Genomic DNA, 13,785 nt, shown 5'->3' with positions numbered 1-13,785 from the left:
TATGAAAGAGTTGGAACATGGAAATAAAAATAAATGAAATCATTATTCCAGATGACATTGATTCGTTACCGGACTTTGATTGCTTTGACTCAGATGAGTGCAATGAATTAGTAAAAGGACTATGCGGTTATGTCTTATCTGAGTCTTCAAAAGAGATAAATAAGTATAGATATGGTGAAGTGGCCATTTCCTATAATACTGATAATGGAACACAAGCTACAATAAATGGTACATACCATCATATAGAACTTAATGAATTGTTGAATCCTTCGGCTAGATATTTTAACGACATCATAAGAAATTCTTCGTTCAACAGTGTGATTATTGTACATAATCATCCTAATAACCAGATTTTTTCATTTCAGGATGTAAGACTATTTTATGGAAATGATTCGATTAGTGCCATTTTGGCCGTTGGGAACACTTCAGATATCTTCATCCTTGTAAATAATAATGTGGATGTGATGTCAAGGCGCAGGCTATACGCTCATATGGTTCGTATGAGGGCGGAAATTATTAAGAATAATTCAGGGATAAAAAGCTATCAGGTTGAGGATGCATTAAACCAGGAGGTTATGAGACTTCTTAGTAATCCAAAAGAATTATCTGATGAATTTGGATTTAAACTGATTCATAAAAATAGAAAGAGGTGATTTTATGTCATCAGAAAAGGAAAGATGGGAAATACTAGATAAATTGGATATGGGATATAGTTTGGATGAAGATAATTCAGGACAAGTGATAGAAGATATTATTGTTGATGACAAGACTTTCCTTGAAGCATCAAATGGTCTTTATAGTAGATCAGAATATATGCAGGCGAAAACAGATGTTGAATTGTCATATGCACTTATGCAGGATCCACCTGAAGGGTTGGTAGAAAAACTGCTTAAGGCAAAAAGGAATGTTGAGGATTATATTAATTCCAAGCGAATTTTTATTCAAGCTAAGTAATGAAGGCGAATTAAAAGTGGTCTGTAAAGTGGTCTTTTTTATAAAAGAGAGCACCGAAATTCTACGCTCCGCTTCGGTCGGCGCTGAGCAATCGTCTCCTAGACGATTAGCGCCCTCCTTTCCATGCGGGTTTTCGTAACTGGCTATTATCCGATTCCCGTTGCCAGCTCGCCCTTAAATCCAGTATTTATCTGGGTTTAAGGGTATTTTTATGCTTCGAAAAAGTGGTCTGCAAGTGGTTTTTTACGGTAAAACGTTCGGAAATTATCCAAAACATGAGGATCAACATGCATGTTCATGTCACCAATCTGATAGATTGTCTCTTCTGGGCAGGTCTTATTATTTGTTCTAAGATCATCCGTGGTTCTGCATCGCTCCCTGTGACCGCTTCTGATGTTGCGTTCATTCTGACCATCGACGTAATCTTTATAGACAAGATTATAGAAGCCCTTTTCAACATCAGTGAAGGTATTTGCGTTATCACTGAGCTCTCCGTGTCGGAATATCTTTTTGTCAATGCAGTTCCAGTAAAGATTATTTTCAGTTAGGTCTTTATTAAGGTCTTCAGTTTTGTCGAGATCAAATTCACGGTCGTTATGTTTTGGATTGTAAGTCCCGTGTAAACCTGATCTGCCATTATGTCTTGTAAATTTCATTAAGCTGTTATACCTCCTAATAATTTTGATGATAGTTTTGATTTTTGAAAAATGTTCTGGGGCGAAGGATGCTCCTGAGTTGTGAAAACCTTTGCTCGGCAAAGAATACCCAGTACGGTATGCCGATGACAACATACCTACTGGGCGGGATTTCATCCTCGACCTGACCACGCACATCGCTGCCAGCAATGTGCTAGGGACACTGCCCTGGACCCCGTTGTGAAAATGTGTGCACTCATTTTCATGCGCTTCGGTGTAAAACCTTCACGCACTGTTCCGGAACAAAGAAAGCAGGATCGTCATTCAAGGTGATAATCCTGCTTTCTTCATCCCGGTTGCTACCCGTTTCTTTCTTAAATCCGGGCAATAAAAAAGGCAGCGGTATGTGCGCTGCCAGTAAAAAAATAATTTATGTTGTTTGCATCGATTATAAGAATATCATGCAGTTTTTCTTTTTAAAAGAGAACATCAGGGGAGAATCAGGGTAATATCAGTGGAAAATTAGTGGAACGGAGAAAAAATAATGTTCATGGTGGATGATTTCTTTTGATGGATACTGTGATATCATTAGCATATTACTTTGAGGAGACGACATATGAATGCCAATGACTATATTACTGATCCATGCAAGGCTTCATCTCTGCCATATTGGAAGACTGAAAACATCGTAATGCCAGAGCACATAATAGTACTTAGGGATGATGATTATAACAAAGAGCAGCCCGCCAGAAATGATGATCAGTATTTTAAAATGATACATAATTTGAAAATGATTCCAGATGCATTTTTACCTGATGACTTTGAAGTTGTTCAAGCTGATGTAAAGTTTTTTGCGGATCATATAAATAACTGCTATGAGCAGGAACATGTTTCTGTTGATGAATTGATGATGTATAAAACTCATACAGTCCATCAAGATGACCTGTGGATTGCGATTATGGAATTAAGAACTAAAAATATAGTGGCATCTGGAATAGCAGAGCTTGATTCTCGTATAGGCGAGGGAATACTGGAATGGATACAGGTTTCTCAGGAATATAGAAGGCTTGGATTGGGAAAATATGTTGTTTGTGAATTGTTACGTAGACTTCAGGGGCGAGCTGATTTTGTAACTGTATCAGGAAGGTTAGCTAATAAGAGCAATTCATTTGAATTATATAAATCATGCGGATTTTGCAATCCGGTTATTTGGCATGTGGTATCTTCTTTGTAAGATATTGAATAATATATTCGCTGCTTATATGCAGAATATTGAGAAAAGAGATGTTGTAGTTTTATGAAACCAAATACTGAAATAAGAGGAACAAATGTTATATTACGTGAGCAAAGAACCACTGATGCAAAGTATTATGCTCATTGGTTCAGTCAGCCGGATGTCATGTTTAAGTGCGGTTTTACTGAGCCTACGGATGAAGAAGCAGAGAAAAAATACATCGAATTCAATTACAAGAGTGAAGATTCCATTTGGTATACCATTACAGATCTGGATGACAATATCGTAGGTGAGACGGGGTTACTGCGAATGTGGCCAGTTTGGCACTGCACTGATCTTTCAATTATAATACCTGATCCAGAGATGCAACATAAAGGTTATGGGGCAGAGGCAATCAGAATCATGTTGGATATGGCCTTTAATCAATATGACATGAACCGTGTTGCAATAGGAGTTGTAGGGCTTAATACTAACGCTCTGGCATTCTACAATAAAATTGGATTCAAGCAGGAAGGAGTTCAGGAACAGGGATATTATTACAACAATGAGTATAGTGACTTTATTATGATGAGAATTCTTCGCAAGGAATGGAAATAAAAGATGAATACAATATCATTTCCTGAACATGAATATGAATCAATTCAGAATTATTTAAATGGCCTGGGATACTGCTATACCACAAGGGTATATAAGGAAGTTTTTGTTAATTCTTTTATGGTAACATTGAAATGGAATAATTATAACTGTTAATTTGCTAGCTGAGACGATTCATGTAAAAATGCTATAATATAATCAGGCATTAGTTCATCACATGATTTACTTTTTTCATAGAGAATGAAGTGGATATTATGAAGAAGCATAAGGGAGAAATTTATGTGTGATATTAAGAAATATAGTGATATATATATAGAAATAGCAAAATTAAATCCGAAAGATACTTTGCAACTTGTTTTAGAGAGTGAGACTGAAGAGGAAAAAGACTTTTACGAGATGGTTGGAGATTTTTTGCTTCAAAAAAAGCAAAAGGAAGTAATCGAAAGGAATCTTTTCTAAACATATGAAGAAGTACACTCTTATAGCAGGTGTTAATGGTGCGGGGAAATCAACTTTATATCAAATGGATCCGGATTTAAAGGGAGAATATAGGGTCAATGCAGATGAGATACTCAAAGAATCCGGTGGTGACTGGCGTAATCCCAAAGACGCATTTTCTGCTGGAAGGAAAGCGGTTGAGAGGCTAAAGCAGTATATTGAAGAGGGAGTGAGCTTTAACCAGGAGACTACACTCTGCGGTAACACTGTTCTTAAGAATATAAAACTTGCAAAAGAAAAGGGATTTCTGATAGACTGGCTTTTTTTTACCTATAGTAATACATGCAATTAGAAGTAAGTTCGATTAGAAAATTGATTTTCTAATATGAAAAAAATAAAGTCAGATAATGATTCATTTGTAAGGCTGTTCCCCAATCTTAAGCTTCTATAAATATTAGTTTCATCGCATCAAAATAAGTTTTCCAAAATATAACAAGCAAATATATGATATAATTTTCTCACTAAATTGCTTAGGGGAGTTGGAGATGACATTTCAGTTTACGACGTTTCTGTTTTTGCTTGTTGCTTTACTTGCGTATTATATATCGGCTCCGAAGTACAGGCCGTTTGTTCTTATGATGGCCAGTTGGGGATATATAGTGATAATGAGCAGAATTGCGCTGGTAATAATGCTTGCTGTTTCTGTATTCACATATATTATAGGATTTCTTATTCATAGATTTCAAAATGGAAGGCAGGTTCTTTCAAGTTTGATCACTATTTTAGGTGTGGTTGGCTGTGCATCATCTCTTTGCATACTTAAATTGGGGGATGTACTTAGAACGAGAGATCATCTTCCGTCGTTTTTGTCCTGGACACTTATTCCAATAGGATTTTCATATTATATTTTTCAATCAATCAGTTTTCTCGTTGATATCAATAGAGGGAAAATATCAGAATTTCCTTCAATCATCGATTTTCTTTTATATCAGTCTTTCTTTGCAAAGTTCATTAGCGGACCTATAGAAAGAGGAGAGAACTTCTTTTCACAAAAAAAGGCAGTATATGCAGCAAAATTCTTTAATGAGGAGAATCTTAACAGGAGTTTTTCATATATTCTCTATGGCTTTTGTATGAAGCTTATCCTTGCTAACAGATTTGCAAAATATACTGAGATATTATTAAACAACCCTGATTTTCATTCTTCAAAGGCGCTGATTGCAGGGAGTCTTATGTATACGCTTCAGATATATACTGACTTTGCGGGATATTCATCAATAGCGATAGGAATAGCACTTCTTTTTGGAATAAAACTAACTCAGAATTTCAAGGCACCTTATACGGCAAAGAGCATGTCAGATTTCTGGCGCAGATGGCATATATCACTTAGCAACTGGCTTAGGGATTACATTTATATTCCGCTTGGAGGAAACAGAAAGGGTGCATTCAGGAAGCATCTGAACACTATTGTGGTATTTTTTATCTGCGGTCTTTGGCATGGAAACGGACTGAATTTTGTGGTGTGGGGACTTATGCATGGATTCTTGTCAGTGATAGACAACATCCTTGAAAAGGCTCATGCTTTCGATGCGAAGGTGATGCAGATAGTAAGAAGGATACTTGTTTTTATAAGTGTTTCAATTGCCTGGCTGTTCTTTGGAATTGACAGCGTCAGCAGAGCGCTTACTTATATAAAGAATATGTTTATTGGAAGCGGTGTAAACATGACTGTTTCTGAAGAAATGAGCTTTCTTGAAATGAGCAGCTATCAGCTTTGGATAATGATAATTGGGGTGCTTGTAATGATAGTTATGGATGTTTTATCAAGCATCAATAAGAAAGATTTTCCTGAGCTTTTGATGGGAATTGCATTACCCGCAAGACTTACAGTTTTTCTTGCGTTATTGGTGCTGCTTCTTGTTTACGGCGTCTATGGACCATCAGAGCAGGTCATCGGCTTCATGTACATGGAGTTTTAAAGCATAATCACTTAGCGAAGTAGTTTTGAGCTTAGTGATTATGCTTGTTCTGGCGAACGGAGTGAGAGCAGAACTACCAATTGCACTTAGCGAAGTTCTTATGAGCTTAATGACAAACTAATTTTTAGGAGTATCTATGAAGAAGATATGTACTTACCTGGCCTTCATTCTGGCCTTTGTGACAATCATGAGTGGTCTTGACAGACTGCTTTCTGAAAAATCAATACATGGCATCAACCAGGCCAGAAGCTTTTACGAGCAGCCCAGGGATTCCATAGATGTGCTTATGATCGGATCAAGTCATATACACTGCGATATAAACACTGCTCAGCTTTGGGAAAATTATGGCATTGCTACATACAATTTCAGCGCAGCGGAGCAGACATTGTGGCAGACTTATTACTATTTTAAGGAAGCACTAAAGACCCAGCATCCCAAGGTTGCAGTTCTTGATTTTTATGCGCCTGCCTGCTTTAAAGCAGATTATCAGTATGACTTTTTGTATGAGAATCTTCAGGGGTTAAAACCTTCTTTGAATAAGCTTGCTCTTTTTGTCACAAGCTGTGAGGTGATGAGATGGGATGATTATTTTCCGGATTTTTTCACTTATCACAACAGATATGAGAAATTGACGAAGGAAGATTTTGATGCATTTTTGGGAAATGAAGATCTTGCCGCATTTAAAGGCTATACACCCTATTCTGCGGTCAGACCTCAGCCTGTTCCTGAATTTAATGTGACTCTGGGGGCGGATCTTACGCCAAAATCCGAGAAGTATCTGCAGAAAATAATAGAGCTTGCTAATGATAATAACGTCAAACTGTTTTTTATTGTCGCACCCTATGCTGCAGAAAATAAGGAAATGCTCACCTATAACAGAGTGCGGGATATAGCATATGATAACGGTCTTGAATTCATGAATTACAATGAGGCTTATGATCTGATAGGACTCAGCTTTGATACGGATTTCAACGATCATTCGCACTTAAATTATGAAGGAAGCTGCAAATTCACGGATTTTCTTGCCGGGAATCTTATCGAAAGATATGGCGAGGACATAGTAGACAGAAGAGGTGATGAACGCTATAGCTCATGGGATGACAGTATTGCAGTAACTGCCGCCATGTTAGATGAGAGCAGAGAAAAGGAAAGAGAGAGATTAGAAAAAGAAGCTACTGAAAAAGAGTAAAATCATGGCATTTATGTTGCGTTTGGGAATAAAAACATATAAAATTAATTTGTTTTTAATTTGTTTTTTATTATTTTATTTATGAGGGCATGGTTTTGAAGGGGAAAAATCTTAAAAGAATACGTAAGAATGCAGTAGTAGCTTGTATAATGGCTGCGACTATTACTTTCAGCACTGCGGATGCACTGGGTGTAAGTGCAGAGGATGCAGTTTCTGATGGGAACGCTTTGGTAGAGGCACCTGCTACGGTTATGGATGAAACTGATGCAGCTCCTACAGTGAATCCGGAGGAGACAGATGCAGCAGCTGCGGATAATCCGGCGCAAGTAGCTCCGGACGGGAATGAAGGAACGACTCCGGGTGAAGCTTCTAATGATTCTGAAGGGCAGCAGTCTGAGGATACTCAGGTTGGAGCCGGACAGAATGATAGCGGTGAAGCTCAGGTGACTCCGGCAGCACCAAATGAGCTTAGATTATCCGGTATTGCAGAGAACAGTCCTGTTTATGACGGGCAGAGTCATGACGTACAGGTTAAGCTCCCTGTTTCCACAATTAAATTGGAAGAAAACGATATAAGTGCAGTTGTTGCTTCGGATGAGTCCGGTAACACTTTTTATATCACAGGAATTCCTGACAATAAGGTATCGGTATCAGCTGTGAATGTTTCGGAGACGGCTTTTGATGTTGCCATGACAGGATGTTCAGTTTACAACAGTGAACTGGTTCAGGTGACTGCGCCCGCTTCACTTAAGATAACTGCTGAGAATGTTATACAGAAGAGGCCTGTTACGCTTAAGTCCATGAATCTGGTAAAAGCTTATGACGGCAAACCTATTACTAATGGTGATATGCCTCTCGCGGAAGAAAGTGGCTGGGTAGAAGGTCAGGGAGCTGATTATTCCTTTACGGGAAGCAGGACAGCAGTTGGGGCATCAATAAATGAATTTGTTGCAACACCCAGACCCGGTACGGATTTTAATAACTACAGGATAACCTATATCTTTGGAGATATTTCCGTTGTAGAGAGAACCAACGCTCAGAAGTACATCATTACGGTTGAAGGCAATAGTAATGCGGTTAAGTATTCCGGCAAGGAACAGAGTCTGTCAGGATACGTACTTGAAGGAAGAAGCGATTCCGAATTCAAGATAAACGGAACCGGAGATCCTTCTCAGGTTATAACAGTGACCATAGGCGATGCTGAATTTTCAGTAACCGGTATATCCGCTTATGCCTCCGGGAAAAATGCCGGCACATATCCAGTGGTAATCACAGGATCCCCTGTTGTCAGAGATGCCGACGGGAATGATGTAACAAATGAGTTTAGATTTGAATTTAAGCAGGGCGAATTTACAATTGAGAAAAGAAAAGTAATTCTTACATCCGCCAGCCTTAAAAAGAAATATAATAATAAAACGATTAAAGCTCATGAGGTTACTGTTTCCGGAGATGGCTTTGCAGAGGGCGAAGGAGCAAGCTACAAAGTAACCGGCAAACAGAAGAAGATCGGACAGAGCTATAATTATTTTACCTACGAATTAAATGAAGGGACTCTCCCTGAAAACTATGATATAGAGACAGTTCCCGGTGTGCTTGAGGTTACAAAGGCTGGAGATACCGCCATAAATGAGACTCCTAAGGAAAGCTCCGGAAGCTCAGGCGATACCAAGAGCTCAGATGATACTTCTCAGAGCTCAGGCAGCACGGCTCCTTCACAGACTCAGGCTGGAACTGCTGATTCTTCGCAGCAGGCTCAGGGAGCAGGAAGTGCAACACTTGCAAGGGCCACGACAGCTCAGAATGCGAATGTGCTCGGGGCTAAGAGAGGACTTGTGACTGTAGATATCGCGAGCCCTGAAAATGTAGGCAAAACAGGGAAAGATGTACTTGGAGCAAGAAGAGCTTCAACAGATGATGACACTAATATGGAGGGACATCTATTTATATTTGCAGCTGCTTTACTTACAGCAGTAATGACTATAAAAAGAGATAAGAGACTTAAAAAATGACTGAATCGGAATCACGTATTTATGGGAAAAATCTAATCTGTATCTGTGTTGATGAGGCTACAGAGAGAGACTTCGAGGGTGTTCTCTGGACTCCTTACGAGGAAGAGGCACTGCCCTTTGGAAGCGGCTATGAGATGATGATGCTGATGGACAGACTATATGACAATTGGGATTTTCCTCAGCGTACCACCTCTTACAGAAGCTTTGTACAGAGGGATAAATCAAGAGATTATCATAATCCAAATTCAATCAGAAAAAGAGAACCGATAAGAAGCCTTAAAACCTACAGAGGGGAAAGGGCTACCTTTATAGTTCAGGTTAAATTCAGACAGAACAGCTCCTGGCAGGGACAGGTACTTTGGTCTGAAAGGAAAAAGAATGTACACTTTAGAAGTGCGCTTGAGCTACTCAAACTCATAAACAGCGCACTCGAACAATCAGAGAAATGACAATGAGTCCGAGAGGCTTTTGCTTTTCGGACTCATTCGTGTAAATGCAGTAGAACCTACAGGTGTGAAATGAGTAAAAAAGAACTGGCACTTAACGTAATTGACAGATTAAAAAAAGAATACCCTGATGCTGATTGCACACTTGATTATAGCGAAGCCTGGCAGCTCCTTGTCAGTGTGAGACTTGCTGCTCAGTGTACTGACGCAAGGGTTGATAAGACTACACCTCTTTTATATGACAGATTTCCCACAGTGGAGGCTCTGGCCAATGCCGAAGTATCTGAAATAGAGGAGATAGTAAGACCCTGTGGTCTTGGTAAGTCCAAGGCCAGAGATATCAGCGCCTGCATGAAGATTCTGCATGAAAAATATAATGATAAAGTTCCTGACAACATGGAGGAATTGTTAAAGCTTCCGGGAGTAGGAAGGAAGAGTGCGAATCTGATAATGGGAGATGTTTTTGGAAAGCCTGCCATCGTAACGGATACACATTGTATAAGACTTTGCAATCTGATAGGCCTTGTTGATGATGAGAAGGACCCTGCAAAGGTTGAAAAGGCACTGTGGAAGATAATACCTCCTGAAGAGGGAAACAGTCTTTGCCACAGGTTTGTATGGCATGGAAGAGCAGTCTGTGTCGCAAGAAGACCTCAGTGCAGTATATGCTGTCTCAACGATATATGCAGGTTTGGTAAAAATAATAGTTAGTTATAGGAGCAATATTATATGCTTGTATCTAAGCTTTTTATAGAGTTTGTTGTATACAGTTTTTTGGGATGGGTATACGAGTGCATATATTGTACAGTCAAGGAAGGTCACTGGAGAAACAGAGGCTTCCTGTTTGGCCCCATCTGTCCGATATATGGTACGGGTGCCGTGGCTTGCCATCTGGTATTTGGATATCTTCCATGGTTTAGCGGAATACCCTATAAAATGATTCCTATCTGGAAGATATTTCTTATCTGTGCGATTGGAAGTATAATTCTTGAGTACAGCACATCATATTTTCTGGAAAAAAGATTCCATGCAGTATGGTGGGAATATAACGATATACCGCTCAACATCAACGGTCGTGTATGTCTTCCGGCAACTGTGGGTTTTGGTGTCGCAGGTATAATGGTCACACGATTCGTTCTTCCTTTTTCAGAGAAAGTCATGGATATGATACATCCATTGCTGGCAGAGGTCATTGCTCTTTTGTTAATGGCTTATCTTGCAGCGGACCTGGTGCTTACCGTGGCGAGCCTTGTTCATCTTTTGGATATGGTGGAAGCTGCAATTGCCGAATTTGATGAAAGGATGGAGGGCGTGTACCAGTCAGCAGCTGCTACTCCTGTAAGGGCGAGAGAGGCCTTGACTGCAATGCCTGCTAAGGCAAAAGGGAATTTGACATCAGCTGCTGAATCTCTTGATTTCAGACAGAAGTATCAACTTAAGAACATTAAAAATTTCCGATTCAAGAGACCGGTTTTCAGAGGTGGTAAAAAACTTAATTCTGATAGAATGTCCGAGTTTTATAAAGGACTACAGGATAGAATTTCAGGAAATGAAAAATAAAAGAAGGTGAAGTAATGAAAGAATCAATAAAAGGATTAACAGAATTTATCAAAAAGAGCCCCACTGCCTACCACGCAGTGGAAGAGCTTTCTGAGAGACTTATAAAGGAAGGTTTTAAGGAGCTCAGGGAAGATGATAAATGGGAGCTTTCACAGGGTGGAAAATATTTTGTCACAAGGGCAGAATCATCCATAATCTCATTTAAACTTCCTAAAAAGGATTACAAAGGATTTTACATGATTGCCAGTCACAGCGACTCTCCGAGCTTCAAAATAAAGGAAAATCCTGAGATCGAGTCAGCTTCATATGTGACACTGAATGTGGAAAAATATGGCGGAATGCTTTGCGCACCGTGGTTTGACAGACCGCTTTCCGTAGCAGGAAGAGTAATGGTTAAGTCTGATGAAAACGGCTCCATAGGCGTTACATCAAAGCTTGTAAATGTTGACAGAGATCTGGTTATGCTTCCGTCTCTTGCAATTCATATGGATCGCGAGGCCAATGACGGACACAAATATAATGCACAAAAGGATATGCTTCCGATTTTTGGCGATGAGAAGAGTAAGGATAAATTTATTAAGCTCATTGCAGAAGAGGCCGGAGTTTCTGTAGAGGATATCGTGTCACATGACCTGTTTTTGTATAACAGAGTAGAGCCTTCAGTATGGGGCGCTGATGAAGAATATGTTTCATCAGGAAGACTTGATGACCTTGAATGCTGCTATGGTTCATTTGAAGGATTTGTTAAGGCGGAAAATGAAGAGAATGTTATCATGCATGTTGTCTTTGACAATGAGGAGGTAGGAAGCACCACAAGACAGGGCGCTGCTTCAACATTCCTCAGAGATACACTTACAAGGATAAACGATGCTTTTGGCAGAAATCAGGAGGATTATCTTGTTTCCATAGCAAGAAGCTTTATGATATCAGCTGATAATGCGCATGCAATTCATCCGAATTATACTGAAAAAGCTGATCCTGTAAACAGACCGCAAATGAATCAGGGAATCGTGATAAAATATAACGCAAATCAGAAATATACGACTGATGCTGTTTCAGGCGCTATATGCAAGATGATCTGCGAAAAGGCCAAGGTTCCGTATCAGACCTTCACTAATCGCTCTGATGTGGCAGGTGGTTCAACACTTGGTAATATCTCGGGAACACAGGTAGCAGTCCGCACAGTGGATATAGGAATGGCTCAGCTTGCAATGCATTCTCCTTATGAAACTGCAGGAACTCTGGATGTGGACTACCTGATTGATTTTTCCAGAACATTTTTTGAGGCTGATATCAAGGCCTGAGATTGTATTTTTTTCTTGTGGGTAAAATAAGACAAAACCGCAGGAAGCTTTAGTAATTTGAGAACGGAGATTTTTTTAATGGGACTTTTTAATTTTTTGGGTAATAAGAAGAATAAGGAAGAGGAAGAAGCACTGCTTTTGGAGCAGGAGGCTAAGCAGAAGGAAAAAGCTCTTGAGGAGCTTATGGAGAAGCATAAGGATCTGGGGTGGCCTTCTCCCGGTAAGCTTAATCCGATTCGTATAGAAGGACAGGAGGATATAGATTTTGAGGATCCTCTGACAGATGAGAGAAAAGAAGAGATAGGAAAGCTTGTTTATGAAGAAGATCTTAATCAGGAGACCATAAAGTTCTTCTCAATGCAGGAGCTTTTATTCCTTCTTACAGTTCAGGAGGGTTATCAGAAGGTTTCACCTATACCGGGATATGAAACCAACCACAGAAAGGTTTACAACGAGATTCTCGGAAGAGTAAGAGATGCCAAGACTCTCTACGTGCTCTTTGATTCCATGACAGGTTATCCTTTTATCGATCATGGTTATATTAATATCTATTCAAGTGAAGAATATGCTACAGCTGCCGTTAATGCATTTTCAAAGCAGTTCAGAAAGCTCATCGTCCGTCCCTGCAAAGCGGATAACGAAGCTGAGTCAGCAAGCGAGAGAAGAACATTTTTTGATTATCTTTATTATCTCGGCGCTGAGAATTTCATTATTGATAATGGCTATTACAGAGCACATTTCAAGAGAAATGAGATTGTGCTGGCACCCGGTGACTGGGGGAACGGAGGAGATAAATCTCCCAAGAACCCTGCGCTTGTATTCTCAATGCTTGATTTCCTTGGGGAAGTGAGATGGCCGGTTAAATATGAAAAGAGAGATGCCGTACTTACTGCGAAAGAGATGCGTATGGCAAAGGAAGCACAGGCTGCTCATTATATTGTGCCTATGCAGCATGAGGGACCGATTGAGGTTCTTGAGGATGGCAGATATAAATTTACAGCTGATACAAAGATCAGATTCCCTGAGATCAAGAGCTCTGATGAGAAACATTTCCTGCCCGTATTTACAGATGGAATTGAATTCAGTAAGTCCTTTAGAAATACTGAATTCAAGGGAGCAGTATTTGGATTTGGCGATATTTTGAAGTTCGTTGGTGATAAAAACGGTATCATTATCAATCCAAGCGGTCAGAAAGTTATGATACCAAGAGAGCGTATGCTTGCACTTCAGATGGCAGCACAGGCTGCATCAAAGGTAAATAATACCGCTGAAAAGGCGCCAAAGAAAAAGCTTTCCGAAACTGAGGCTGCAGTTCAGTCAGCAATGAGTGGAAAAGGAATAGCAGCAAAATCTAATGATGAAGAATAATAGTGTACCAAATCATTTTGTGATATTATTAATATATTAACGTTATAGTATTTTTTCTTTCTAATTGCATGGAGG

The 13,785-nt window shown here is 39.6% G+C and carries 15 protein-coding genes; 14 read left to right on the top strand and 1 reads right to left on the bottom strand.

The features are described 5' to 3' along the window. The first annotated feature begins 17 nt into the window (after nt 1–17). Both G622_RS0109675 and G622_RS0109670 read left to right on the top strand, forming a co-directional pair. Nucleotides 18–653 (top strand): hypothetical protein, encoded by a 636-nt coding sequence (locus G622_RS0109675; RefSeq protein WP_026510552.1) that lies wholly within the window; start codon nt 18–20, stop codon nt 651–653. Nucleotides 654–657: 4 nt separating this feature from the next. Continuing rightward, nucleotides 658–954: a hypothetical protein gene (locus tag G622_RS0109670; protein WP_026510551.1), complete on the top strand. Its 297-nt coding sequence runs from the start codon at nt 658–660 to the stop codon at nt 952–954. Nucleotides 955–1,163: 209 nt separating this feature from the next. Here G622_RS0109670 and G622_RS0109665 read toward each other — a convergent pair whose 3' ends face one another. After that, nucleotides 1,164–1,610 carry a hypothetical protein gene (locus G622_RS0109665; RefSeq protein WP_026510550.1) on the bottom strand — a complete coding sequence of 149 codons (447 nt, stop codon included), beginning with the start codon at nt 1,608–1,610 and terminating at the stop codon, nt 1,164–1,166. Between the two features lie 595 nt (nt 1,611–2,205). Here G622_RS0109665 and G622_RS0109660 point away from each other — a divergent pair. The 12 genes from G622_RS0109660 (at nt 2,206) to G622_RS0109600 (ending at nt 13,710) form a co-directional block, all read left to right on the top strand. After that, nucleotides 2,206–2,823 carry a GNAT family N-acetyltransferase gene (locus G622_RS0109660; protein WP_026510549.1) on the top strand — a complete coding sequence of 206 codons (618 nt, stop codon included), beginning with the start codon at nt 2,206–2,208 and terminating at the stop codon, nt 2,821–2,823. Between the two features lie 63 nt (nt 2,824–2,886). Further along, nucleotides 2,887–3,420, top strand: coding sequence for a GNAT family N-acetyltransferase (locus tag G622_RS0109655; RefSeq protein WP_026510548.1), 534 nt, complete (start codon nt 2,887–2,889; stop codon nt 3,418–3,420). Nucleotides 3,421–3,696: 276 nt separating this feature from the next. Further along, nucleotides 3,697–3,876 (top strand): hypothetical protein, encoded by a 180-nt coding sequence (locus tag G622_RS0109645; RefSeq protein ID WP_026510547.1) that lies wholly within the window; start codon nt 3,697–3,699, stop codon nt 3,874–3,876. Nucleotides 3,877–3,880: 4 nt separating this feature from the next. Then, nucleotides 3,881–4,207: a hypothetical protein gene (locus tag G622_RS22410; RefSeq protein WP_049945774.1), complete on the top strand. Its 327-nt coding sequence runs from the start codon at nt 3,881–3,883 to the stop codon at nt 4,205–4,207. 193 nt (nt 4,208–4,400) lie between these two features. Then, complete coding sequence (locus G622_RS0109635; RefSeq protein WP_026510546.1) at nt 4,401–5,834, top strand: MBOAT family O-acyltransferase; 1,434 nt, start codon at nt 4,401–4,403, stop codon at nt 5,832–5,834. A 136-nt stretch (nt 5,835–5,970) separates the two neighbouring features. After that, nucleotides 5,971–7,023: a hypothetical protein gene (locus G622_RS0109630; protein WP_026510545.1), complete on the top strand. Its 1,053-nt coding sequence runs from the start codon at nt 5,971–5,973 to the stop codon at nt 7,021–7,023. Between the two features lie 95 nt (nt 7,024–7,118). Further along, a complete protein-coding gene (locus tag G622_RS0109625; RefSeq protein ID WP_044957445.1) occupies nt 7,119–9,032 on the top strand; it encodes a hypothetical protein in 1,914 nt (637 codons plus the stop codon). Then, nucleotides 9,029–9,481, top strand: a complete 453-nt coding sequence (locus tag G622_RS0109620) for a hypothetical protein (RefSeq protein WP_026510543.1) — start codon at nt 9,029–9,031, stop codon at nt 9,479–9,481. The genes G622_RS0109625 and G622_RS0109620 overlap by 4 nt, the downstream gene beginning before the upstream one ends. A 69-nt stretch (nt 9,482–9,550) precedes the next feature. After that, complete coding sequence (locus tag G622_RS0109615; RefSeq protein ID WP_026510542.1) at nt 9,551–10,189, top strand: endonuclease III domain-containing protein; 639 nt, start codon at nt 9,551–9,553, stop codon at nt 10,187–10,189. Between the two features lie 18 nt (nt 10,190–10,207). Beyond that, on the top strand, nt 10,208–11,038 hold the full coding sequence (locus tag G622_RS22405; protein ID WP_049945773.1) for a putative ABC transporter permease: 831 nt from the start codon (nt 10,208–10,210) through the stop codon (nt 11,036–11,038). Nucleotides 11,039–11,052: 14 nt separating this feature from the next. Continuing rightward, complete coding sequence (locus G622_RS0109605) at nt 11,053–12,342, top strand: M18 family aminopeptidase (protein WP_026510541.1); 1,290 nt, start codon at nt 11,053–11,055, stop codon at nt 12,340–12,342. Nucleotides 12,343–12,420: 78 nt separating this feature from the next. Next, the gene (locus tag G622_RS0109600) at nt 12,421–13,710 is read left to right on the top strand and encodes an SseB family protein (RefSeq protein ID WP_026510540.1); all 1,290 of its coding nucleotides are present in this window, start codon (nt 12,421–12,423) and stop codon (nt 13,708–13,710) included. The last annotated feature ends 75 nt before the right edge of the window (nt 13,711–13,785 follow it).

Source organism: Butyrivibrio sp. LC3010 (assembly GCF_000424385.1).
Lineage (GTDB): Bacteria > Bacillota > Clostridia > Lachnospirales > Lachnospiraceae > Butyrivibrio.
The sequence above is the reverse complement of the archived record's forward strand: the minus strand, read 5'-3'. Positions and strand labels throughout refer to the sequence as shown.